The 24,764-nt window shown below is 56.8% G+C and carries 21 protein-coding genes; 16 read left to right on the top strand and 5 right to left on the bottom strand.

The window, feature by feature from the left end:
• Positions 1-204 precede the first annotated feature (204 nt).
• The 4 genes from ABIT76_15290 to ABIT76_15275 all read left to right on the top strand — a co-directional run bounded on the left by ABIT76_15290 (position 205) and on the right by ABIT76_15275 (position 2,332).
• Positions 205-546, top strand: a complete 342-nt coding sequence (locus ABIT76_15290) for a hypothetical protein (GenBank protein ID MEO7934512.1) — start codon at positions 205-207, stop codon at positions 544-546.
• A 213-nt stretch (positions 547-759) separates the two neighbouring features.
• The gene (locus tag ABIT76_15285) at positions 760-1,467 is read left to right on the top strand and encodes a CPBP family intramembrane glutamic endopeptidase (GenBank protein MEO7934511.1); all 708 of its coding nucleotides are present in this window, start codon (positions 760-762) and stop codon (positions 1,465-1,467) included.
• A gap of 198 nt (positions 1,468-1,665) precedes the next feature.
• On the top strand, positions 1,666-1,938 hold the full coding sequence (locus ABIT76_15280) for a hypothetical protein (GenBank protein ID MEO7934510.1): 273 nt from the start codon (positions 1,666-1,668) through the stop codon (positions 1,936-1,938).
• Between the two features lie 154 nt (positions 1,939-2,092).
• Complete coding sequence (locus tag ABIT76_15275) at positions 2,093-2,332, top strand: hypothetical protein (protein MEO7934509.1); 240 nt, start codon at positions 2,093-2,095, stop codon at positions 2,330-2,332.
• Between the two features lie 860 nt (positions 2,333-3,192).
• Here the strand turns inward: ABIT76_15275 and ABIT76_15270 are convergent.
• On the bottom strand, positions 3,193-3,369 hold the full coding sequence (locus tag ABIT76_15270) for a hypothetical protein (GenBank protein ID MEO7934508.1): 177 nt from the start codon (positions 3,367-3,369) through the stop codon (positions 3,193-3,195).
• 173 nt (positions 3,370-3,542) lie between these two features.
• Here ABIT76_15270 and ABIT76_15265 point away from each other — a divergent pair, with 173 nt between their 5' ends.
• The 10 genes from ABIT76_15265 to ABIT76_15220 all read left to right on the top strand — a co-directional run bounded on the left by ABIT76_15265 (position 3,543) and on the right by ABIT76_15220 (position 18,950).
• Positions 3,543-5,246, top strand: coding sequence for an ATPase, T2SS/T4P/T4SS family (locus ABIT76_15265; protein ID MEO7934507.1), 1,704 nt, complete (start codon positions 3,543-3,545; stop codon positions 5,244-5,246).
• A 15-nt stretch (positions 5,247-5,261) separates the two neighbouring features.
• Positions 5,262-6,341: a type IV pilus twitching motility protein PilT gene (locus tag ABIT76_15260; GenBank protein MEO7934506.1), complete on the top strand. Its 1,080-nt coding sequence runs from the start codon at positions 5,262-5,264 to the stop codon at positions 6,339-6,341.
• 95 nt (positions 6,342-6,436) lie between these two features.
• Positions 6,437-8,119, top strand: a complete 1,683-nt coding sequence (locus tag ABIT76_15255; protein MEO7934505.1) for a GspE/PulE family protein — start codon at positions 6,437-6,439, stop codon at positions 8,117-8,119.
• A gap of 77 nt (positions 8,120-8,196) precedes the next feature.
• Complete coding sequence (locus tag ABIT76_15250; protein MEO7934504.1) at positions 8,197-9,480, top strand: type II secretion system F family protein; 1,284 nt, start codon at positions 8,197-8,199, stop codon at positions 9,478-9,480.
• Entirely contained in the window at positions 9,481-10,068 is a 588-nt protein-coding gene (locus ABIT76_15245; GenBank protein ID MEO7934503.1) for a prepilin-type N-terminal cleavage/methylation domain-containing protein, read from the top strand.
• A 193-nt stretch (positions 10,069-10,261) separates the two neighbouring features.
• Positions 10,262-11,272 (top strand): DNA-directed RNA polymerase subunit alpha, encoded by a 1,011-nt coding sequence (locus ABIT76_15240; GenBank protein ID MEO7934502.1) that lies wholly within the window; start codon positions 10,262-10,264, stop codon positions 11,270-11,272.
• Between the two features lie 24 nt (positions 11,273-11,296).
• Positions 11,297-11,776, top strand: coding sequence for a 50S ribosomal protein L17 (gene rplQ / locus ABIT76_15235; GenBank protein MEO7934501.1), 480 nt, complete (start codon positions 11,297-11,299; stop codon positions 11,774-11,776).
• A 173-nt stretch (positions 11,777-11,949) separates the two neighbouring features.
• Positions 11,950-13,491 carry a glucose-6-phosphate isomerase gene (locus ABIT76_15230; protein MEO7934500.1) on the top strand — a complete coding sequence of 514 codons (1,542 nt, stop codon included), beginning with the start codon at positions 11,950-11,952 and terminating at the stop codon, positions 13,489-13,491.
• Positions 13,492-13,514: 23 nt separating this feature from the next.
• Positions 13,515-16,337, top strand: a complete 2,823-nt coding sequence (gene glnD, locus ABIT76_15225; GenBank protein MEO7934499.1) for a [protein-PII] uridylyltransferase — start codon at positions 13,515-13,517, stop codon at positions 16,335-16,337.
• 69 nt (positions 16,338-16,406) lie between these two features.
• Positions 16,407-18,950, top strand: a complete 2,544-nt coding sequence (locus tag ABIT76_15220; GenBank protein MEO7934498.1) for an FtsX-like permease family protein — start codon at positions 16,407-16,409, stop codon at positions 18,948-18,950.
• Positions 18,951-19,000: 50 nt separating this feature from the next.
• On the opposite strand, the gene ABIT76_15215 is transcribed toward ABIT76_15220, so the two are convergent.
• The 4 genes from ABIT76_15215 to ABIT76_15200 all read right to left on the bottom strand — a co-directional run bounded on the left by ABIT76_15215 (position 19,001) and on the right by ABIT76_15200 (position 22,673).
• Complete coding sequence (locus ABIT76_15215) at positions 19,001-19,522, bottom strand: hypothetical protein (protein ID MEO7934497.1); 522 nt, start codon at positions 19,520-19,522, stop codon at positions 19,001-19,003.
• 225 nt (positions 19,523-19,747) lie between these two features.
• Positions 19,748-20,314: a hypothetical protein gene (locus ABIT76_15210; GenBank protein MEO7934496.1), complete on the bottom strand. Its 567-nt coding sequence runs from the start codon at positions 20,312-20,314 to the stop codon at positions 19,748-19,750.
• Between the two features lie 84 nt (positions 20,315-20,398).
• A complete protein-coding gene (locus tag ABIT76_15205; protein ID MEO7934495.1) occupies positions 20,399-21,619 on the bottom strand; it encodes a phospholipase D-like domain-containing protein in 1,221 nt (406 codons plus the stop codon).
• 325 nt (positions 21,620-21,944) lie between these two features.
• Positions 21,945-22,673 carry a hypothetical protein gene (locus ABIT76_15200; protein MEO7934494.1) on the bottom strand — a complete coding sequence of 243 codons (729 nt, stop codon included), beginning with the start codon at positions 22,671-22,673 and terminating at the stop codon, positions 21,945-21,947.
• Between the two features lie 679 nt (positions 22,674-23,352).
• Between ABIT76_15200 and ABIT76_15195 the strand changes: the two genes are divergently transcribed.
• Together ABIT76_15195 and ABIT76_15190 are read left to right on the top strand one after the other, a co-directional pair.
• Positions 23,353-24,393 carry a lipocalin-like domain-containing protein gene (locus ABIT76_15195; protein MEO7934493.1) on the top strand — a complete coding sequence of 347 codons (1,041 nt, stop codon included), beginning with the start codon at positions 23,353-23,355 and terminating at the stop codon, positions 24,391-24,393.
• Between the two features lie 20 nt (positions 24,394-24,413).
• The gene (locus ABIT76_15190) at positions 24,414-24,764 is read left to right on the top strand and encodes a hypothetical protein (GenBank protein MEO7934492.1); all 351 of its coding nucleotides are present in this window, start codon (positions 24,414-24,416) and stop codon (positions 24,762-24,764) included.

Below are 24,764 nucleotides of genomic sequence, written 5' to 3'. Positions count from 1 at the left end.
CGTCCAAATGATGCCACCGCAATCGCCTAACCAAGCGCTGCAGCGAACACTCCGGGCGTGTCACGAGCTGTGCTGTCGCACATCTCCCGCCACTTTCCTACGTGTCGCTGAGCTTGTTACGTTAGGCCCATCTCCGCACCTCTTATGAATAGATCGGTTACACCAAAAGCTGCGATTGTGATTTCGCTTCTGTATTCTTTATTTATGCTCATCTATCTGGCTTTCCCGGATCCTTACACGCCGTTTGTTGCCAAGCTTCCGGCCTTATTTTTCATCTACGGCATACTGTCTGCACCATCTTTCCTTTTCTACGGTATTCATCTTCGCAAGCCGCTTGCTGTGGACTACCCATTTCGCGCCACCGTTCTTTCTATTGCTGCTTTTCTATTTCTGCTTTGTTGGGTTGCCTGGACTCCGACGATTATCAAAGCCGCCCGATCGGATGCTTTAGGTGCGCTCTACGCCTTTGTCGTTCCTATATCACAAGTTTTGGTTTGGATTTTGGGTGCTATCTCACTAAAGGTTGCCTCTCGGACTTCTGCCTAGAGATATGACACTTTGGCCTAACCAAGCGATGCAGCGACACTCCGGGCTCGTCACGAGTTCTGCTTACGCAGTCCTCGCGCCGTTCCCTGCGTGTCGCTGATCTTGTTCTCGTTAGGCGACTCAGATAATACGCAATGAAGTATTTCCAGGTCATTTTGACCGTTGCGGCTTGGATGTCGATAGGTTGGCTCTTGCGCCTACCTATTGCTCGGCGTGCCTGTGGTGATTGCGTTCCAGCTATTTATCCATCGCCAGCCGCTACGGACGCTTTGGGTTCGCAACTCCCCGAGGTTCCATCTCGACGCGCTTGGCGTCCTCTTTGCTTTGCTCTTGATGATCTCGCCAGCATACGAGTTAGTCACCACTGCGGCCAGGGCACCGTTGATGATCAAGCTTTACTTGGTCTGTTCCTTAGTTGGGGCAGTTGGTGTTGCTTTCGCTTTGAGGCATATCCGAGCGGCGCTTTCCGGCCGGGCTCTCTGGCCTTTCGGGGCAGCTCTTTTGGTCGGCACACTTACGTTTGCGCTGTGGGCGGTCAGCCACGGTCGTTCCGCATCCATCCCTGCAAACAAGCTATTGCCTTTTCTGAAGATCTTTTTGGGCTATCTGGTGGTTTCCTTCGTCATTGAGGAGGTGGCGTTTCGCGGTGCCTTTGACAGCCACGTTTACCAACCCATCGAAGGCAGACGACACGAGTGGTTATCCGCCGTTTTCATTTCGGCGCTTTGGGGGATATGGCATTTGCCGCTCGTGCCTCTGCATGGGATTGCGGAGTTGGTGGTGGTGGTTCCGATCATAGTCCTTAGCCACTGCCTCGACGGCGTTTTTATTTCCCTTTGCTGGCGGCGTAGCGGCACACTACTGCTTCCTTCGGTTTACCATTCCTTGATCGATGCTTACCGAAACATTCTCAACGGGTAGGGCGGAGGCGCCTAACCAAGCGCTGCAGCGAACACTCCGGGCTTGTCACACGCTGTGCTTGCGCCCATCATGCGTCCATCCCTCTGCTTCGCTGAGCTTTTACTCGTTAGGCCTCTTTCTCCGCATAGCCGAATCCTAGTTGAATCACTTGCCGAATCACTCACTACAACCTACTCTCAGAATTCACATCGTTTTCCTATGTCACCATTTGCGTTGCTTCTTGTCCTTCAGATTCTCGCCTCCATCATTCTTCTCATCCTCGGTGCCGTTCGTTCGGGGCTCGGCACCGCATTTATTTCGGTCATCGTCGCTGCAACCTTGCTCGGCGTCTGCCACAAGATCGGCCAGATAATTCCTCGCTTCAGCGGCGCACTCTTTGTTGTGGCCATTGGCCTCAGCGCGCTGGCGTTGTGCATCGGCTTCATCAAGGTGAAGGCAGTGGCCACACCAATCGCAGGCCCCACTGCCTAACCAAGCGCTGCAGCGAACACTCCGAAGCTGTCACACGACCTGCTTGCGGAGTCCGTCCGCCATCCTCAAAGCGCCGCTGAGCTTGATACGTTAGGCGACTACGCTTAGTCCGGGATACACTCACGCCAGAATCATCCATCACACACCAACAACTATGAAACAGATTATTCATTGGATTCCAGCAGCTTTCTGCGCTTTCCTTTCGCTGATGCCGCTCCTCGCTTCTAGCACCATCCCAGATTCTGGATGGTGGCGACCAGCGTTTTATGCCTTCCTGCCGATGTGCTTCGTCTTCGGCGGTACCGTTTCGTCGCAGTTGCAACGCGAGATTCGCGATCTACGGGCCCAAGTTGCTGAGCTTCAACAAAAGCAGGCTCACCCAACCGTCGCCTAACCAAGCGATGCAGCGAACACTCCGGGCTCGTCACGAGTTCTGCTTGCGCAGCCCTCGTGACGTTCCCTACGTGTCGCTGAGCTTTGACTCGTTAGGCCACATTGAGCATTTGTAGATTTATGAAACCTTTAATCAAGCAGACATTGGCAGCATCCGCGATAGCCACGTTGTGTGTGTGGTTTATTTGGAAGTCGAACGGCGCATCGGACATTAAGACGCGTCTTATCATATTTGCGAGCGCGTTCGCGGCTGTCTATTTTTTGATCAGCCTTTTGATCCACAAAGTAGTTCGGAAGTAGAGATGACCATGTGGCCTAACCCCTATGAAAGGTGTCAAGTTAAGGTTGATGTGAGAGGCGGAGTTGTTGGTTAGTTTTGGTGAGTTAGTTTGGTGTGACCGGAGAGCTGTTACCCCCCCTAGAGGAGGGGTTCGGGGAAATGCCAGCAGGGAATGTAGAATAGGAGAGAAGGCTGGCTATGCGCTACGCGCGCTGTGGTTCCCCGTTCTCTTCCAAGTGCCGCAGGTTTATTTTCATTCTTCTAGTGGTGTGTGGTTTTCAGTGTGTCTTTGTGGCGGCACCCGCTGCGAAAGAGTCTCGTTGGTCTAACAACGGTCTATCCGCGCATGACTCTGTGGTTGGTATGTTAGTCAGCGCAATATGACCTATCCAGTCGGTATCAGCGGATCACGGGCGTTGTTTAATCTATAGCGTCGAACTCTCCTGCCGGATGGTTCAGGTTAGGCTGCAAACTAACGCCACGACCCAAAGGTGGCGCGAAGGTGTATCTAGCGTTTGGTCGATGACTCGATAGGCGATGTTAGGTGGAAAGAGGTTTAATCTCGAAAGGTTAGTTTTTGGTTAGAGGGTGAGGCCGAGTTGTCCTGCGCTGCATTGGCCGGTGTGGAGCCGCCAGAGATGGACGGCCCGTTGCCGCGCAACGGCCACGATGGCTTTCTTGCGTTGGTAAAACAAAGAAGGATTGAAGGGTTGTTGATGGTGGAGGGTGCCCCAAAGGGTGTGCGAGAGTTTGAGCATGATGGCGACGGCGGCCTCTTTCGTTTGTGGAACTGGTCGGACTGGAGATGCTCGGTGAGCTGAGGTGGTCTGCGGCTCAAGGAGGATTTTTTTGCCAATTTGCATTTCGTCCTTCGCATCCGTTGACACGAAGAGGGCCGCTCCGTAGGTTTTGGGCTCAAACCCTCCCCCTTGTGCTCAACGACGAAGATTACGTAGTTCAAATCCTCCAGGATGTCGGTCTGGTTTCCCGCAATCAACTGGAGGCCGCCCGTGATGCCGTGGCCAATGGAGGCAGCATGGTCGAATATCTCGTCGATCAAAAAATCGTCACCGAGGAGGACATTTCCCGCACGCTCGCCGCTCAGTCGAGCATGGAATTTTACGATCTCACCCAGAGTCCGATCCAGCCCGAGGTGATCGCGGAATTGCCAGCGGACATCGCCCGGCGTTACCACGTCATTCCTGTCGCGAAAAACGACCAGATGCTCGTCATCGCCACGAGCAATCCGCTCGGTTTCGAGACCTTCGATTCGCTGATCCATCTGCTCCATCGCGAGATCGAATTTGTCTGCGCGACCGAGGGCCAAATCAAAAACGCCCTCATTCAATACTACGGTTCCGCCGACGACGCTTCGGCCAGCATCGAGGGAAAACTGGGCATCTCCCTCGACGGCGACGACACCGTCTCCACCGTGGGCGAGGGGGCCGAGGGCGATGGCGGCGACGCGCCGATCATTAAGATGGTCACGATGCTCATCGTCGAGGCCTACAAAAACCGGGCGAGCGACATTCACCTCGAGCCCATGGAAAAAAGCTTCCGCGTGCGCTTCCGGGTGGACGGCCAGTTGATGGAAATGCAGAGCCCGCCGAAGAAATTGCAGTCGGCCATCATCAGCCGCCTCAAGATCATGACCGGCTCCATGAGCATTGCGGAAAAGCGCCTGCCGCAGGACGGCCGCATTCAGGTGAAAATGGGCAAGAATCAGATCGATCTGCGCGTTTCCACCGTGCCCACCAACCATGGCGAAAGCGTCGTCATGCGTATTCTCGACAAGTCGAGCCTCACCCTCGGCCTGCCCGAACTTGGCTTCCTCACCGACGACCAGGAGGAAATGGAAGCCCTCATTGCCTTGCCCGACGGCATCGTGCTCGTCACCGGCCCGACGGGTTCTGGCAAGACCACCACGCTCTACGGCTGCCTCAATTACATCAACCGGCCCGACCGAAAAATCATCACCGTCGAGGACCCGGTCGAGTACCAGCTCAATGGCATCAATCAGGTGCAGGTGAACACCGACGTGGGCATGACCTTCCCCGCCGCGCTCCGCTCCATGCTGCGCCAGGCGCCGAATATCATCATGATCGGAGAGATTCGTGACTTGGAAACGGCCAGCATCGCCATCAATGCCTCGCTCACCGGCCACTTGGTTTTCAGCACCTTGCACACCAACGACGCCCCGAGCGCCGTCGCCCGTCTCGTCGATATCGGAGTCAAACCCTTCCTCGTGGCGAGTTCCATTCGAGCCGTGCTCGCCCAGCGTTTGGTGCGGAAACTTTGCCCCGCCTGCAAGACGTATCACACCCTCACCGACGTCGATTATCGCGCCCTGCGCCTCGATCCGCGCCAGGTCACCGACGCGACGGTGATGGAACCTGTGGGTTGTCCCGAATGCCGTCGCCGGGGTTATCGCGGACGCATGGGCATCTTTGAAATCTTCAAAATTGACGACGAAGTCCGCCGCATGGTGAACGACCGCAGCTCCACGATTCAGTTGCGCAAACGCGCCCGCGAACTCGGGATGCGCACCCTGCGCGAGGATGGCGTGCGCAAGGTTTTGGCCGGACTCACGTCCGTCGATGAGGTCGTGACCACCACAATGTCGGACGCAGATTAGGCTCTAACTCCGCTCATGTTTCCCCTCGTCATCGAAGACCTACTGCGAATGGTCTGCGAGCGCGACGCATCGGACTTGCATATCTCTGTGGGCGCGCCGCCCGTCCTGCGGATTCACGGTGAACTCGTGCGGCTCGACCTGCCTTTCGTTAACGCGGAGGACGCCAGCCGGTTCGCCACCGACCTCGCCAACGGTGACCAAGTCGCGCAACTCAACTCGCACTCGACTGTGGATTTTGCCTTTGCCATGGAATCCGGGGACCGCTTTCGATGCAGCATTTTCCGGCAGAAAGGCGTCATCGGTCTCGTTGCGCGCCTCATTCCGAGTCAGATCCGAACCTTGGAGGAAATCGGGCTGCCGCCGAGTGTGGGCGGATTGCTGGATCTGCCGCGCGGCCTCGTGCTCGTCGCCGGTCCGACAGGCTCGGGAAAAACGACGACGCTGGCGTCGATGCTCGACGTGATCAATCGCACGAAGGCGTGTCACATCGTTACCATCGAGGACCCGATCGAGTACTATCATTCGCATCAGCGGGCGATCGTCAACCAGCGTGAGATCGGCGTGGACGTGCCGAATTTCGCCGAGGCCCTGCGCCGCGCCCTGCGGCAGGACCCGGACGTGATTCTCGTCGGCGAAATGCGCGACCTGGAGACGATTGAGGCCGCCATCACCGCCGCCGAGACGGGACATCTGGTGTTTTCCACCGTGCATACCACGGGCTCGGCGCGAACCGTGGACCGGCTGATCGACGCGTTTCCGCCCGAGCAGCAGGAGCAGATTCGAGTGCAACTCAGCATCAACCTGCGCGCGGTGGTTTCCCAATTATTGCTGCCGAAAAAAGACGGCACGGGCCGGGTCGCGGCGTTTGAAGTGATGATCAATACGCCATCCATCGGCGCATTTATCCGCGAGGGAAAAACCTTTCGCATCACGAACGACATCCAGACCGGCGCGAAGCTCGGGATGAACACGCTCGACTCGCACTTGGTCCAGCTCTATCTCGACGGCACGATCAGCCAGGAGGAAATGCTCGGCAAAGCGCAGGACGTGAGCGGCCTGAAACAACTCCTGCAAGGCCGCGTGCCGCAGTGTTAGACGAATCTCAGATTTCTTTGCAAAATGCTTTTCGAGACTGGCAAAAAACCTATTCTGCGGGAAGTTAGTTTTCACCCCTCCGCCAACAGAACATTATGAACGCAAAAATGGTCACCGACATGCTCGTCGAAAACGGCGTCATGACTCGCACCCAGTCGGAGGACATCCTCCAGGAAGCCGCCCAAAGCGGCAAACCCGTCGAGCAATTGCTGGTGGACTTCGGTTATTTTCAGAGTTCCGCAGAATTTCTCACCAAGGTCGCCGAAAACCTCGGCACGGAATATTACGACCTGACGGAAGTGGTCATTCCCCATGAGACATTGCGCCTGCTCCCGGCGGGTCTGGCCCGGCTCCATGGAGCGCTCCCTCTGGGCGAGCAGGACGGTGCGATTTTGGTGGCGCTTTCCGATCCGCTGAATGGCGACACGGTCGAGGAATTGCGCTTTGCGGCAAGTCGCGACATTCGAGTGGTGGTGGCCGATCCGGACAAGGTGGATGAGCTGATTTTAACGAGCTACGGCTCCGATTCGGCGTCCATGAGCGACATCATGGCATCGTTTGGCGGCGAGGAACTGCAACTTCTGGAAAATGTCGGTGCCGGCGGCGGCGAGGCTGAAGCGAATGCAACTCCGATCATCAAGTTCGTCGATTTGATTCTCTATCAGGCGATTCAGGATCGGGCGAGTGACATTCATTTCGAGCCGTTTGAGTATGAATTTAAGATTCGCTACCGGGTGGATGGCGCGCTCTACGAAATGGCACCGCCGCCGCGTCACTTGGCGCTGCCGGTGATTTCGCGTCTGAAAGTGCTGGCGAACTTAAACATCGCCGAACGCCGCCTGCCGCAGGATGGCCGCATTCAAAAGACCATCGCCGGACGCGCGGTGGACATGCGTGTCTCGACTTTGCCCACGCAATTTGGCGAGAGCGTCGTGCTCCGTGTGCTGGACAGATCGTCGGTGAATCTGGACTTGGAAACGCTCGGAATGCCCGATGCGCTCTACCAATACATCCTCAAGACCATCGAGAAACCGAACGGCATTTTCATCGTCACCGGCCCGACGGGTTCTGGAAAAACGACCACGCTCTACTCTTGCCTGCGCCGGATCAACACGATTGATTCCAAACTCCTGACTGCCGAGGACCCTGTCGAATACGACATGGAAGGCATCATGCAAGTGCCAGTAAACGACGCCATCGGACTCAGCTTCGCACGTGTGCTGCGGGCGTTTTTGCGTCAGGACCCGGATCGCATCATGGTCGGGGAAACCCGCGACTTGGAGACGGCGCAGATTTCCATTCAAGCCTCGCTCACCGGTCACTTGGTACTGACCACGTTGCACACCAACGACGCCCCTGGTGCAGTCGCCCGTCTGATAGACATGGGAGTCGAGCCGTTTCTGATTTCTGCCGCGCTCGAAGGCGTGCTGGCGCAGCGTCTCATCCGGAAAATTTGTCCGCAATGCCGCACTCCGTATGAGCCGAGCGAGGCTCTGCTCGCCCAGCTCGGGCTCTCGCCGCACGACATCGGCGACAAGAATTTTTTCTACGGCAAAGGCTGCGATCACTGCAACAATACCGGCTACAAAGGCCGCAAGGGCATCTACGAATTGCTCGATGTCACCGACCCGATTCGCGAAATGATCAACCAGCGCGCGCCGTCGCTCGTCCTACGGCAGAAAGCGATCGAACTCGGCATGGTCACCCTGCGCGAGGATGGCCTGCGAAGCATTTTTGACGGGGAAACTACCATTGAGGAAGTCGTCAAATACACCTAAGAAAAGAACCTTTTCACCATCGACATTCCCGCAGAAAAAGTTACCTTGCACCCAGCTGCTTCACCACCCCCTAGAATATGGCCAGATTTAATTACGTCGCCCTCGATGCCCGCGGACAGGAAAACACCGGAGTCATAGACGCCGCCGACTCCAACGACGCCGTCGCACAACTCCGGCAGTCTGGATATTTCCCCACCAGCGTCCTCGCGGAAGGCTCGGCCGGTGCCTCCAGCAAGGCAGTCAAGAAAACGGCGACGAAAATCGCCCAGACGTCCGCTGCCTCGAAAACTAAAAAGCCGCTCTTCAAAAAGAGCACGATCAAGCCCAAGGTGCTGATGATTTTTACCCGTCAGCTCGCCACGCTGATCGACGCCGGACTTCCACTGTTACGTGGCCTGACGGTGCTCGCCAAACAGGAGCGCGACCCAGTTTTGAAGGCGACCATTACCCAGCTCGCTGACACTGTGCAGGGCGGCAGCACCTTCTCGGAAAGCCTCGCTGGTCACCCGAAAATTTTCAACAAGCTCTACGTCAATATGGTGAAAGCAGGCGAACTCGGCGGCGTGCTCGAACTCGTTCTCATCCGTCTGGCGGAGTTCCAGGAAAAGGCGCAGAAGATCAAAAACAAGGTCGTCGCGGCCATGTTTTATCCGGTCATCGTGCTCTTCATCGCCGTCGCGATCATGGGCTTCCTGCTCGTATTCATCGTGCCGAAGTTCGAGCAGATCTTCCGGGATATGTTGAACGGCAAGCCGCTCCCCGGTCTGACAGTTTTCGTGATCAATTGCAGCAATCTGCTGAAGGATCACATCTTAATCATCATCCCTGCCGTCGTTGGCTTGGTGATTGGCTATAATTTCTTCGCAGGAACTCCAGCAGGAAAAGTCATTCTCGACCGGATCAAACTCAAAATGCCGCTCTTCGGCGACCTGATTCGCAAGACGGCCATCTCCCGTTTTACCCGCACTTTGGGAACGCTCGTCACGAGCGGTGTCCCCATTTTGCAGGCGTTGAACATCACCCGCGAAACCGCCGGCAACCAAGTCATCGCGGACGCCATCAACAAGGTTCACGACTCCGTCAAGGAAGGTGAATCCATCGTGCAGCCCCTCGAGGCGAGCGGCGTGTTTCCACCGATGGTTATCAGTATGATCGACGTCGGCGAGGAAACGGGGCAATTACCCGAAATGCTTCTGAAGATCGCCGAAGTTTACGACGATGAAGTTGATAACGCCGTCACCGGACTCACCTCGCTGTTGGAGCCGATCATGATCGTCTTTTTGGCCGTGGTCGTCGGAACCATCGTCATTGCGCTCTTCCTTCCGCTGATCTCCATCATCAGCACGATGCAAGCGGGTTAAATGCAAATGCACCTTTCATATTGCCGCAACCGGCGTTCTAAGGGTTTCACGCTGGTCGAGTTGCTGACGGTCATGACCATCATTGGCATTTTGGCCGCATTGGTTCTGGGCACCTTTAAATTCGTCCAGGACAAAGCCGCCCGCAGCCGTGCCGAAAGCGAAATCAAAGCCATGGAAGCCGCTTTGGAAAGCTATAAAGCGGACAATGGGGCATATCCACGAGGCGCAGATTCCGATTCTCTGAATCCCACGACGTTAACGCCATCCACTTACATAAATTCCAGCAAAGTTCTTTACCAAGCTCTATCCGGCGATGGCACAAGTGCATTGGGTGGCGCAGCAGCCTCAGACGGGAAACTAGACACAGGAAGTAAACAGTATATGGAGTTCAAACCTAACCAATTGAACACGACTACTTTTTATGTGGTTGACCCTTGGGGAAATAGCTACGGGTATTCGACTATTTATCAAGCTAACTCAGAAAAGGCGACGCCGACTAATCCTTCTCCCGGAAATAATCCAACATTCGATCTTTGGTCCACGGGTGGGTCATCTACCGATGTCTTGAAATGGATAAAAAACTGGTGATTACCAGTTCAGCCTCTCGGAATTGCAGCATTCTTTCCTGAATCTGCAAAAACCATTTGCCAAGGACGCCAATCGCGTCTTTCTTCCACACCCCAGCGCGAAAAAGAAATCGCACCGTTGGTCCCTGGGCCTCAATCATTGGATTGTCGGCCATTTGCGCCAGGGGTAACCCGGTGATTAGAAAATACATCCCATGCCCGTTCGTTTAGGTCGTTTTGAAATGCCGAAATCCCTCACCAAAGATGAGGCGATCTCCACTGATACCTTTGCCAAGTTTGTCGCCGAGCCCTTCGAGGCCGGCTACGGACACACCATCGGCAACTCCCTGCGCCGTGTGCTCCTTTCCTCTCTGGAAGGTGCCGCCATCACCTCCGTGAAACTCAACGGTGCGCTCCACGAATTCGGCACACTCCCCGGCGTCGTCGAGGACGTTACCGACATCGTGCTCAACCTTAAGAAGGTTAAATTTGCCGCGCACGACCACGAAGTCCGCAACCTCACCATTTCCGTCAACAAGGAAGGTGCCATCACCGCCGGCGACATCCAGTCCAGCAATCAATGCGAAGTGCTGAACCGGGACCAAATCATCTGCACGCTCGACAAAAAGCAAAAATTTGAGGCCGAGCTCGAAGTCAAAGTCGGTCGTGGTTTTGCCACTGGCGACGAAAACAAGACCGCCGATCAGGCGATTGGCGTCATCGCGATTGATTCGATTTTCTCTCCCGTCACTCGCGTGAAATATTCCGTCGAGGCGACACGCGTCGGCCAGCGCACCGATTACGACAAACTCGTGATCGAAATCTGGACCGATGGCCGCATCACTCCAGACGACGCCTTGCTGCAAGCTTCCGCGATCCTCCGCAAGCACCTCGATGTGTTTGTTAATTACGACGAGGACGCCGTTGAGTTCGATGAAACTCCGGAAGCCGTCAGCCAGGAAAACAGCCGCCTGAAGAAGCTCCTCAACATGAGCGTCAACGAGATCGAACTCTCCGTTCGCGCCGCGAATTGCCTCAACAACGCCAACATCACCACCGTCGGTCAACTGGCGCAAAAAACCGAGGCCGAGATGCTCAAGTATCGCAACTTTGGCAAGAAATCCCTCAACGAAATCAAAGACAAACTGGTTCAACTCGGACTCGGATTGGGCGTCAAGTTCGAAGCCGGTCTGGTCGATCTGCCGAGCGAAGCCGCCGTTGATTAAACTCACTCTTCCTAGAGAAACACCATGCGCCATCAAGTAAAAACCATTAAGCTCGGCCGCAAGTTCGAGCACCGCAATGCTTTGCTCGCCAATCAGGTTTGCAGCCTCATCGAGCATAGCCGCATCAAAACCACTCTCGCCAAAGCCAAGGCTGTCCGCCCGCTTGCCGAGAAAATGGTTACCCTCGGTAAAAAAGGCTCGCTCCATGCCCGTCGCACCGCCCTTGCCGTGCTGCGCCAGAGCGACATCGTCAAAAAATTGTTTGATGAAGTTGCCCCTCGCGCCGCCACCCGTGCCGGCGGTTACACTCGCATCATCAAGCTCGGCCAGCGCAAGAGCGACTCGGCTCCGGTCGCTTTCCTCGAATGGGTCGATACGGCGGTTGTTGCGGAAGAAACTCCTGTTGTGGAAGCGGCTCCAAAAAAAGCCAAGACTCCCAAAAAGGCCAAGGCTGAAAAGACGGAAGCTCCGGCTGAGACCGAAGCGACTCCGGCTGCTGAATAACTTCTAACTCGAATCACCACTGGCGAGCCTCCCACGGACAACTTCCGTAGGAGGCTCCCTTGTTTTTAGCGCCGGAGGACCAAGTTTAGCGGTTGGCCGAAGACAATAATTTCTCACCGGAGTACCTTTTCATTTGCTCCAAACTCGACCAAACGGTTTACTTTTTTCCACTTATGAACTGGACCCGATTCAACCGCCATTTTCTCCGTTACTCCGACCTCGGCTTCTCCCTCGACATCAGCCGCATGACCTTTGCGGACGATTTTTTTGCCTCCATGAGCGACAAAATCAGCGCCGCCTTTGCCGCGATGAAACGGTTGGAGGAAGGTGAAATTGCCAATCCCGATGAAGGTCGCATGGTCGGCCATTACTGGTTGCGCGACGTCGACATCGCGCCCGACGCCACGCTCAAGCAGGAGATTCTTTCCACGCTGAAATCCATTCGTGCGTTTGCCTCCGAGATTCATGCGGGAGGCAAATTCACCCACGTCCTGCTCGTCGGCATCGGCGGCTCGGCTCTGGGGCCGCAATTTGTGGCCGACGCGCTCGGCTCCCCGGCTGACAAGGCGAAAATTCTTTTCCTCGACAATACCGACCCGGATGGCTTCGACCGCATCTTTGCCCAACTCGCTGGCAAGGCGAGTTCCACTTTGGTTGTCGTCATTTCCAAATCCGGCGGCACCAAGGAAACCCGCAACGGCATGGTTGAAACGGAGGCATTTTTCGCCAAGCAGGACGTCCCATTTGCGCCAAACGCAGTCGCAGTGACCGGCGAAGGCAGCGAGTTGGATCGTTATGCCGTAAAAAATGGCTGGCTGAAGCGTTTCCCAATGTTCGACTGGATTGGCGGGCGCACCTCGGTGATGAGTGCAGTCGGACTCGTCCCTGCGGCGCTTCAGGGGATCGACATCGACGCTTTTCTGGCGGGAGCCGCCGCAATGGATCGCAAGACGCGACTCCCTAATCTCGAATCCAACGCCGCCATGCAACTCGCCCTCATGTGGTATGCGGTGGGCGAGGGGAAGGGCAAAAAAGACATGGTCGTCCTGCCTTACAAAGATCGCCTGATGCTCTTTTCGAAATACCTCCAGCAGCTCCTGATGGAATCGCTCGGCAAGGAGTTGGACCTCGATGGGAACGTCGTTCACCAAGGCATCGCGGTTTATGGAAACAAGGGTTCGACCGACCAGCATGCCTACGTGCAGCAACTGCGCGATGGCGTGAATAATTTCTTTGCGACCTTCATCGAAGTCCGCGAGGCCCGCACCAGCGAGTCGATGCAAGTCGAACCAGGCGTGATCAGCGGGGATTATCTCCAGGGCTTTTTACGTGGGACTCGCACCGCATTGTCCCAGAGCGACCGCCAGTCGATTACCATCAGCATCCCGGCGGTGAATCCATTTACAGTGGGAATGTTGATCGCACTTTACGAGCGCGCGGTCGGCTTTTACGCCTCACTTATCAACATCAACGCTTATCACCAGCCCGGCGTTGAGGCTGGCAAAAAAGCCGCCACGGAAGTGCTCGAACTCCAGAAAAAACTCGTCTCCACCCTTCAGCACAGCGTCGCCACTACAGCGGACGATCTGGCGGCCTTGCTGGGAGCTGACCCGGAATCCACCTATCACGCCCTCGTTCATCTCGCGGCCAATCGCAGCGATCTCACCCAGCAAGCGGGCGCGTCGCCGGCCCAGGATACCTTTACGCTGGCCTGATCTCCCCGGCAGCCTGCCGCAAGATGCCACCCCAAAACGAAGCTCCGAAAACGCGCGCCAGCGTGGCCACAAACGCGCCCAAACGCATCAGCCACCTGGAGAAAGTCCTTGCCCACGCGGAGAAAAAACTCGCCGTCAAAAAGACGCCCAGCAGCAGCGAACTCCTCGCGCTTTACAAGCGTTTCCTGAAAATCGAGGAACACCGGCTGCGGCTGAAACATTACGCCGGAGGCGGCGGACGCGAGATCGCCCGGCTGCGCGTGAACCTGATCGACGTCATCCTCCAGCACCTCGTCAGCTACGCGGTCACCCTCGAGAAACCAGCGAATGTTGCCCAGTTGCCGCTCGCCGTCGTGGCTATTGGCGGTTACGGGCGCGGCGAGTTAAATCCCTATAGCGACATCGATATTTTGTTCCTCCGCCCGAAGGGACAGGCCCCGAAATACGTCACGAACATCATCGAAAAAATCCTCTACCTCCTCTGGGACGTGGGATTCAAAGTCGGCCACGCCACCCGCACCCTGTCCGAGGCGTATGCGCAGGCCAATGCAGACATGATCTCAAAAACGGCACTGCTCGAATCGCGTTATCTGGCGGGCGACGCCACGCTTTACCAGCGGTTCAAAGTCGAGTTTGTCGCAAATTGTGTCGTCCCGTTTCGGGAGGTTTATCTGCAATGGCGCGTGGAAAATCAGAAGGAGCGCCACGAGAAATTTGGCGGCACCGTTTTCGTCCAGGAGCCCAATGTGAAAAGCGGCTGCGGCGGTTTGCGCGACTACCAGAACCTGCTCTGGGTCAGCTATTTCAAGGCTGGTCTCACCTCGCCATTGGACTTGGTCGCCCAGAAAATCATCCCGGAAACGGACCGGCGTCATCTGGAAAAAGCCTACGATTTTCTCCTGCGCGTTCGGACCGAACTTCACTATCTCACGCAGCGTTCCAGCGACGCGCTGACTATTTATTTGCAGGGCCAGGTCGCCAATAAATTCGATTACCCGGAGAAAAACGTCATCGCCCGCAGCGAAGCGTTCATGCGCGACTACTACCAGCACACGCGGACGATTTTTCGCATCGGGGAACTCGTCTTGGAACATTTCGTCGGCATCGAAGAGGAAGCTCCGAAGACACGCGGCGGTTTGCTCGCCCTCCTGCGCAGAAACAAGCCGGCGCGAGTCGAAAAGCTCGACGGATTCATCATCAAAGCGGGCAAGCTCAACCACGAAAGCCGCGAAATCTTCGGGCAGGACCATTTTCGCCTCATCCGCGTCTTCCAATACGCCCAGCAGCGCAACCTCACCTTCAGCCTCGAACTCGCCCAGTTGATTCGCCGCCGCGTGCGTCTGGTCGATCGCACTTTTCAATACTCGCGCGTCGCCCGCGAGACTTTCATCGCCATTCTTTCGCGGAAGGGCGAGGTCGGTCGCATCCTGCGCATGATGCACGAAACGGAGTTTCTCGGGCGCTACATGCCGGAGTTTGGCGGGCTCACCTGCCTGGTGCAGCACGAGTTTTTTCATCGTTACACCGCCGACGAGCACACGCTGGTTTGCATCGAAAAGCTCGACGAGTTGATCGACACCAAGGAGGAAAAATTCCGCGATTACCAGGCGTTGTTCCAGAAATTGGAGGACCCGTTTGTTCTCTATCTCGCGCTTCTTTTACACGACACAGGAAAAGCAAACTCCGCTCGTAATCATGCCGAAACCGGTGCCATCAACGCCGCCCGCGTCGCCGCCCGGCTCCAACTCACCTCGGACCGGCGCAAGGAACTCATCTTCCTGATCGACAGCCACATGGTGCTCTCCGAGGTCGCCCAGCGCCGCAACATCGAGGACGAATCGACCATCGCCGGCTTCGCGGAAATCGTTAAGAACCAAAACAATCTCGACGCCCTCATGCTCCTCACTCTCGCCGACGGCCAGGGCACGAGCGACCAGAGCTGGTCCGATTGGAAAGAGTCGCTCGTCTGGCGCGTTTACCGGTCCACCACGCATTATCTGGCCGACGGCGTCGCCTTTTACGAGGAACGCCGGGCTGAGCGCGCCACGCTCCAGGAGACCGTCACCCGGAAAATGGCGAAAGATTTTGGAGCCGAGATCGAGGCGCATTTTCAGTTCATGCCCGAGCACTATTTTCAGGCGTTTGACGCGGCGGAAATCATCGGGCACATCCGGTTTTTCCGGGAACTCTTCACAGATTTTTCCAAACCTGACGCTGATCCGCGCCTGCCGCGCATTCGCTGGATCGCCCGGCCCGAGCAGGGGCACAGCGAAGTCTGGATTTGCACTTGGGACCGCGCGGACTTGCTCTGGCACATCGCGGGTTCCTTCGCCGTGGTGCCGTTGAACATTCTCAGCGCGGACATTTTTACCCGGAAGGACAACCTCGTGCTCGACGTCTTCCGCGTCTGCGACACCCGCTTCAACGCCGTCACCAACGACAAGGAAATCACCCGCGTGGACAAGACCCTGGCCCAATCCCTCACCATCGAGGACTTCGATTTCGCCCCGCTGATTGCCCGCACCCGGAAAAACAAAATCCACCCGATTCAGGAATACGATTTCCCGACTCGCATCCGCGTCAACAACGAGACCAACCCGCACCACAGCGTCGTCGAAGTCCTTTGTCCCGACCGGCTCGGCCTGCTCTATGACCTCCTGCGCGCGCTCTCGAAGCTGGAAATCAACATCTTCACCAGCCGCATCACGACCGAGAAAGGCGCGGCCATCGACACCTTCTACGTGAGCAACGAGAAGGGCGAAAAAATCACCGACAGGGCTGCCCTCAACCGGCTCATCAAGGCGCTCACCAAAGCCGTCAGCCAGAATCGCGAGAGCAATATCTAACTCGACTCTCGCCTGCGAAACCGCTCCTTGCCATGCGTCTTCGGCAGGCGATGCTGCGTTTCCTAGCTGATGAATTTCCTGACCGCGCTCCGACTTTTCCAGTGGCAGGTCGTGCGTTACGCGCTGCGCCACCGGCTCTTGGCGGCGCTCAATATCGCCAGCATCGCGCTCGGCGTTTCGGTTTATCTCGCCATCCAGATTGCCAACTACAGCGCCGACCGGGCCTTGCGGGCGAGCGTCGATCTCGTCGCGGGAAAGACCAGCCTCGAAGTCCGCGGCGAACTCGACGACGCGCTCTTTCCTAACACTGCCAAAACACCCGGAGTTCTCGCCGCCACGCCACTCGTCGAGGGCTTTCTAACCTTGCCCGATCTTCCGGGGGAATACTTGCGGGTGCTCGGCGTCGATCCTTTCAGCAACCAGCCGTTCTCCACGTTTCAGATCGGCGACGCAAGCAATCTTAGAAAGTTCGACTTTGAAAAATGGCTTTCTGATCCGACTTCCATCGCGATCTCGCGCGACTTCGCCAACAAGTATCACCTCGTCCTCGGCGACCCGCTCGCCACCTTGGTCAACAGCCGCCGCGTCACGCTCCACGTCGCCTTCATCATCGACACCGAGGCCTCGCTCGAAGGCAGCGGCGCGCGCATCGCCGCCATGGACATCGCCTCGGCGCAGGCACTCTTCGGACTCCAGGGAAAACTCACCGGCATCCAGCTCCTCACCGCCGAAAACAACGAGTCCGCCGTCGCCGAACGCATCCGTCCGCTCCTGCCGCCGACCGTCACCGTCGCCCCTCCCGCCCAGCGCAATGGACAGGTCGGCCAGATGCTCCAGGCCTTCCAGCTCAACCTCAGTGCGCTCAGCCTCGTCTCACTTTTGGTCGGCATGTTCCTCGTCTTTAACACCGTCTCCGCCAGCGTCGTTCGCCGCCGCCACGAGATCGGCATCCTCCGTTCCGGCGGCGTCTCGCAAAACCAAATCCGCGCCCTTTTCCTTGGTGAGGCACTTCTTTACGGCGTCATCGGACTCGCCGTCGGCTCTGTCGGTGGCGTCCTCCTTTCCAATCTCCTCGTCGCTGCCGTCGGCAAAACCATCTCCTCGCTCTACATCCTCCTCAGCATCGACCGACTCTTCGTTTCCGCCCCGCAAATCCTCTTCGCCATCGTTGCCGGACTCGGCTCCGTCCTGCTCGCCGCCTGGATTCCGGCCAATGAAGCAGCCCGACTCCCGCCTGTCGCGGCACTCAATCCGGGAGCTCAGATCGAGCGCCGCGTCTCCGGCTGGCTCCCCGTTTTTGGTCTGAGTTTGATCGCACTCGCCGCCATCGCCGCCGCGATTTCCTTGCAACGCTGGCCCTGGCTTGGCTTCGGCTCCGCCTTTTTGCTCCTCACCGGTTGCTCCCTTTTCGCCCCCGCGCTCACCAGCATCGTGGGAAAAATCATGCGAGTTGCAGTCCGATCTTCACTCATCCTCTCGCTCGCCGCGCAAAATCTCCAGCGTTCGCTCCCGCGCATTTCCCTCACCGTCGCCGCGCTCGGTTCTGCCGTCGCCATGATGATCGGCGTCTCCGTGATGATCTTTTCCTTCCGCCAAACCATCAATACTTGGGTCACCCGCAGCCTCGTTGCCGACATTTTCATCGCGCCCGCCTCCAACGAAACCATCGGTCTTTCTGCCTTTCTCCCGCCCGCCGCCGCCACCTGGCTCGCGGAACGTCCCGAGGTCGTCGCCGTCGATACCTTTCGCGAAATGCGGCTCCCCTGGAAAAACAGCACCGTCCGCATGTCCGTCGTGCGCGGCCATAAGCGCGACAATCTCCGCTTCCTCGAGGGCGACCACGCCCGCCGCAACGCGCTCCTTTTTCAGCCGGGCTTCATCCTCATGTCCGAGCCCTTTTCCCGTCGGCACCACCTGCGCGCCGGCGACACCCTCTCCCTCCCGACGCCTGAGGGACCGCGCACCTTCGAGATCGGCGGCACCTACTACGACTACACCAGCGACGAGGGCACCATCCTCATGGCGCGGGAAAACTTCGACCCGCTCTGGAACGACCTCCGCATCCATTCGCTCGCCGTTTACCTGCGCGCGCCCGGCGACTTCGCCGCGCTCACCGACGCCTTCCGCCAGCGCTACGGCACGGAGATGAACTTCTCGATCTACTCCAACTCCACCCTGCGCCAACGCGTCTTCGAGATCTTTGAGCAAACCTTCGCCGTCACCGCGCTCCTCCGCATCATCGCCATCGGAGTCGCCGTCATCGGCATCTTCCTCACCCTCTCCACCCTCGTCACCGAGCGCGTGCGCGAACTCGCCGTCCTCCGCGCCGTCGGGGCGGGTCAGGGACAAATCATCCGCATGATTCTCGCGGAAGGCGCCCTCGTCGGCCTGCTCGCGAGCATTTTGGGCATCCTCACCGGCTGCGGCCTCGCCGTCATCCTCACCTTCGTCGTCAACAAAGCCTTCTTTGGCTGGACCATTCAATTCTCCTGGCCCTACGCCACCCTGCTGAGCACTCCGCTCTGGATCATCCCCGCCGCCCTCCTCAGCGCCCTCCTCCCCGCTTGGCGAGCCAGTCGCCTGCAACTCGCCCCCGCGCTGAGAAACGAATGAAACTCCGCTTGGTTTCTACAAAGAGGCCGTCAACATTTTAGAAGTATGCGTCATACCCGGCAGGCTTTCGTTACGTAATCCAGCAGGGTGCCGGAGAGTAGTTGCACTCGCAGGTCGATAGGTGCCAGCAGACCATCATCCATCAGAATGATGTTGCCACGATGCGTATCAGAGATCACCGCGTTGTTTTCGGGATCGAAGAACGCCACTTCGCCAGTCGTGGTGAAGCGTTTCCAGCCGTGGCTGGTGAAGAACTCCCCGATCTGCTTGAGTGTGGCCGGGGTGCCTCGAATGGCCTGTTGTTCGATGACCATCCGCATCTGCCGACCTTCCTCTACGACGCCGATGAGCTTCACGTGGTCGCCAAATAGTTCGTTGTGTAGGTGCCAGCGCTCCAGATAGTCGATGGGCGAGGCCTGTTCTTCTTCATCCGGGCGATGGAGCACCAACAAGCCGAAAAAATCCGGCCAAGTGACCTTGAGATAGGTGTCTAACTCGGATCGGAACCACACCTGATGCTCGTTGCCCTCATCGTCGGGCGTCCGGCCTAGTTCCGGGATGTCGCTCGGCAAACAGCCGAGTCCTCTTTCAGCCGCGTATTCTCGGAAGAGGCCGACTTCCTGTCTGTAACTGGTTGTACCGCCTTGAACGCGCGCAACTGTTTCACAGCGTCGTCGTAATTCTTCAACGTGTGCTTGGAGCGGGATTCCCGTAATTGGTCGGCCAAGGTCATGCGGCATTGTCGAATCTGTTCAGGGATTGGTCAAGATGCTAGGTTAGACAAACACTCTTCGCTATTAGAAGGGAATGTCGTCATGGTCTGAGGTTTGCTTTTGCTTCCGTTTCGGGGGCGGGGCTTGTTCGTAGAAGTCAAAGCAAGAGAAGTCAATTGTCAGTGGGACTCGCATGTCAGCAATAAATCCTACTAACAACTCAGTCGTCTGGCGAAGGTTAACGGCTATATCTAGCAAGTCATCAACCGAGGTGTCCTCCCACTGATAGACGAGGCCCTTCTTTAGTTTTGCTGTAACTTTGTAGCGAATTCGACGCGCATTCAGGTCGTCACTGGTCTGAATATAGGCAGAATGAATTGCTCGATTCCGACGTTGTTCAGCTTCGGCTGCTTGAGCAATTATCGCGTTCAGTTGCCCGATTAGGATCGGCTTCTGAGTTCGTTCCCGGAAAAGCGCGTTTACCAACGTCAGAAGCTTTGAAAAAGAAAGGTGGGCGGTAACGGTTTGGCCGATCCTTTGATTCTTGCCCATGAGACCCCATGAAAATATTGATAGATAAAACTCCAGACGCTGAAAGTGCCGGGTGATAAGGCCCAAAGCGTAATCCGAGTTCATCGTTATGGTGGACATAATTAAGAGTTTAACGTTTCTGAACTGGGGATGTCAGCCGCTTCTGCTTGCGAGCGATTCCGCAATATCCTATTTGCCAACCGGTCATCCGCTTATAGCTTTTTTGGCCGAGAAGATTGCCGTTTCTCCAAAGCGATGAGCTTGTATCCAAAAGGAGGTCGGCGACCTGCTTCCAAAGAAAGAAAACGCTTGTTGGCCGGTTAAGTTACGGATGAACTTAAAAGGGTTTGTGAGGTGAGAGATAAGGTAAGTTTTCAGTGTTTCGCTGATCCTAGAATATTCCCATGTTGTATCGATGATCATCGGAGCCCATGGATCGTCATCTTCATATGGGGTTAAAATTAATTTCTCCAGATCAACACCCACCGTAGAAAAGGCAAATCCAACCGAGGCAACTGTTCGCCCTTTTTCCACAGGAGCGCGCAAGGCAAGACTGCCATTTCGCTCCAGGCTTCCGTCCGCCGTCCAATCGAATGTGATATCCACTTCCCACGAACATCCGCATAGTGAAAGTCTCTCTCCGGGACGAACTCGACTACCAAAAAACGTCCAGCGGGTTTTAACGAATCGAACAAAGCCCAGCTTTCCGTTATCGGCATTGACCAAAAGATATCTGGAAAAACGTTTCGGGTTCACACCAACACTCGCGAGAAGTTGCTCGAAGTTCTGCTTGTAACTGCACGGGCGGAGAGAATCTGTCCCCGAGCCAAGCGGATTGAAATTGTATGAGCTGTTCGTCATCCTGTGCACTGAAGCACGTAGTCGCGAGGAAGGCGTTGCGTTGAAGAAGGAATCAAATTGCTTCAGAATCTTCTTCATTCTGTCGCTCCTTTCTTTCTTCACGAGCTCAGCCGCGCGCAACGCTTGTTCCCGGCGCAGTTTCTCTAATTGTTCGATGCGACGCTTCTCGCGCTCTCTTTCAATTTGATCGTCGACTTCGTCAGCCGACTCTCTGATTTTTTCGAACTTCTTAATTTCAGGTCCGATCAAGGCTTCGAGGTCGAGAATTTCTTCCAAGCTTACGGGTCGCGCAGAGCGATGAAGGTCGGCAAAAAACTCCTTAACTTCTCCTGATGGAGTTGAACTCCCAGAGACAAAGCTGGCTTCAATATTTCGCCGACGCCCTTTGATAGTTAGGTTTTGGCTTCCTATGGAAAAGTGCACGTCGTCTACCATGATCACTTTAGCGTGCAGATTTGCGACGTGGTAAATGAACACTCCATCTTTGATCAGAGTCTTTAGAATTCGCAGGCTAGACGATCCTGAAATGAAATTAAGTGCGCTGAAGTCCGTGTAGAAACGCACGGCAGCGAAAGTGCAATTTTTGAAGAGTCTCCTCTCCGTTATGTATGGAGATGCTACCAGAACCTCCCCTGCTTTCTGGACGTTCTGGAGCATCCATCGCGGCAAGTTGTCTTTGACAGCATGGCGAGCGCGACGTTGCGATTTCACGGGCCCATTAGAATCAGGAAAATGGCCCGTCAACGAGTAAAAATCCTGTTGCTGAGGTAAAGCGGAAGGTATTCGCCAAAGAGAAGCCGGAGGTAAATGAAAACCGCCGCGTTCGGGCGACGGTTTTCATTCGAGTTAGAGTGGACTCTGAGCAAGCCGTTGTGGTTTTACCAGTTCCTCATACGGGCGTAACGGGCGGAGTGACAGGCGTTGTTGGCGTCTCTTCTTCGCCGGGGCCGTGGCCGGCGTCAACGATGATGCCTGCTTGTTTCCAGGCGGCGATGAATTGTTGGCCCACTGCGGTGCCGTCGAATTGCAGGGCTAGGTCGTCGAGGTCGGCGTTGTCTTCCATAAGGCCAGCGATGCGGGTCTCGATTTCGCGCAGGAGGGTGGAGCGGTTGACGATGGTGCCGCGTGGCTGGTTTTTCAATCCGTCGTAGAGGGTGATGGCTCCGCTGAGCCCGGAAACGCGGGCGGCGGTGACTCCCCGTTTGGAGGCGTCGGGATCGGTGAGCGCCGCGGTGCCGAGGTCGCGGACCATGCTGGTGAAATCGACGAGGGTCTGGGTGCGCAGGCGGCGGATGGCGGTGAGGGAGACGTTGACTTTGGCGCGGTCGGCGAGGTTGCCGGTCTTTTTGAAGTGGACGGTGAGGGCGCGGGCGAGGGTGTAGGCGGTGCTTTCCAAGGCCGTCTCGGCGGCGTCTTTCTCATCGGCGTCGCCAGTGGGGGCTCCGCTGAGCTGGGCGGCGAGGGCGTTGGTGGCGGAATATTCGAGCGTGAGGGCGGCGAGATCGGTCTCAAAGTCGGCCGGGTCCTGGCCCGACCAGACGGGTTTGTATTCGGGGCGGTTGGCGAGGGTGATGCGGGAGCCGATCATGTCGAGTCGGTTGGTGTTGCGGTCTTTCATATTTGAGTTCTGAGTTGGTGTTTTGTTGGTTTGGTTGGCTGCGGTGAATCTGCGGCGGGTGGATGTAAATAGCTGGAAAGAGGGGAGTTACAGGGCAATCAGGCGGCGTTTCGGGTCAATGCTGCGGTGTAACGCGCGATTGTTTGAATGCGAGGAGCGATTGCTTCGACGTAACGGTCGATTGTTTCGCTGTAACGAGGAATTGCTCGGAGGTAAGAGCCAATTGCTTCGCTGTAACGGGCGATTGCTTGAACGTAAGACCCGATTGTTTCGATGTAACGAGGGGTTGCTTGAACGTAACGAGCGGTTGTTTGGGTGTAAGAGGGGAATGCTTTACTGTCAGATCGAATTGTCTGAGGGCCCATGGAGGTTCTTTGTAGAAGAAATGCGCCGGAATGCAACGGTTTTATTAAACCGATGTCGAGCGGTGCTCTGGGGGAGCGCACGCGTTTGCCTCGGTGGGTAATATTGGCGAGGCGATCTACGGTTCGAGTGTTTCCTTTTGCGTCTCGCGAAAGGGCTCGTTTCCGCCACCGGACGAGACGTCCGCTGGGACACGCGAGACGCGTGCGCTCCCGGAAGAAGCCTGCTGCAGGGAGGGAGCTGGTTTGACCCCGAAAATCTCCGCAGCTACCGTGGGCTCTTGAAATGGCTTCTGCTCATCTGTCTGCTTGCGAGCATGGCTCCTGCTTTTGCTTGGGACATCGCGCAGCCGGGGTTGGAGTATCAGTTTCCGCGCGATCATCTCGTTCATCCGGGTTTTAAGACGGAGTGGTGGTATTTTACGGGGCATCTGGAGGCGGAGAATGGGCGGCGCTTCGGGTTTCAAGTGACGTTTTTCCGGCAGGGGGTGAATGAGAAACCAGCGGAGTCGCATTTCGCGGTGCGCGATCTGGCGTTTGCCCACGCGGCAATCTCGGACATCGAAGGGAAGCAATTTCACTTCAGCCAGGAGGTGAGCCGGATGAATTTCGGCGAGGCGGGTTTCGGCGGACCGGAACGCGTGGCGTGGATCAAGAATTGGAACCTCGTGCTGACTCCCAATTCGTCCGCTGGAGGCTGGCAATTCTCCGCGCAACCGGGCGGACAATCCATTTCCCTCACCGCCGAACCCCAGAAACCGCCGGTGATTCATGGTCGCGACGGCATTAGCCAGAAGGCGGCGGGCGAGGGGCACGCCTCGTATTATTATTCCCAGACCCGACTCAAACTCGCGGGCCAGCTCGTGCTCGATGGAAAGAAAATCGACGTCACAGGTCTCGGCTGGTTTGACCACGAATGGGCCACCAACCAGCTCGCTGCCGATCAAGTCGGCTGGAACTGGTTTGGCCTCCATCTCGACGACGGACGCGACTTGATGCTCTACCAAATGCGCCGAACCGACGGCAGCATCGACCCGGCGTCGAGCGGGACTTTGGTGAGCACGGGCGGCGAGGCGCTGCACCTCACTCAGCAGGATTTCGTTCTCACTCCGCTCCAGCGCACCTGGACCAGCCCCGCGACCAAGGCCACCTATCCGCTAGACTGGAGTGTGAGCATTCTCTCCGCGAAACTCGCCTTCACCACCCGCGCCCAGTTGCCGGACCAAGAGATGAATCTTGCGCCGGTCGTCTATTGGGAGGGTGCCACGGAACTGCAACTCGGCTCGCAAAAAACAGGCACGGGTTACATGGAACTCACCGGCTACGGCGAGGCGCTGAAGGCTTTGCGCGGGCAGTGATTTCCGCTAGGCTCGGTGCCATGTTTGAATCCAAAACGGCTCCGCTGGCTCCACGTTCGGAGTTTCTCCGCCGTTTCCGCAACAGCCTGAGCATCGGGTTGGGTCTGATCGCGCTCTCGCTCTTTATCGGGATGGCCGGTTACCACGTTTTCGAGCGGATGACGTGGCTGGATTCATTTGAAAATGCCTCGATGATTCTCTCTGGAATGGGGCCGCTCTATGCGATGAAGACGGTGTCGGGGAAGCTCTTCGCGGGACTTTACGCGATCTACAGCGGCGTCGCGCTGCTGACGAATGTGAGCATTATCTTCGCCCCGGTCCTGCACCGGTTGTTCCATAAATTCCACCTCTCCGACTTGGAGCAGGACTAA

It is taken from the genome of Chthoniobacterales bacterium, assembly GCA_039930045.1.
Classification (GTDB): Bacteria; Verrucomicrobiota; Verrucomicrobiia; order Chthoniobacterales; family DASVRZ01; genus DASVRZ01.
The sequence above is the reverse complement of the archived record's forward strand: the minus strand, read 5'-3'. Positions and strand labels throughout refer to the sequence as shown.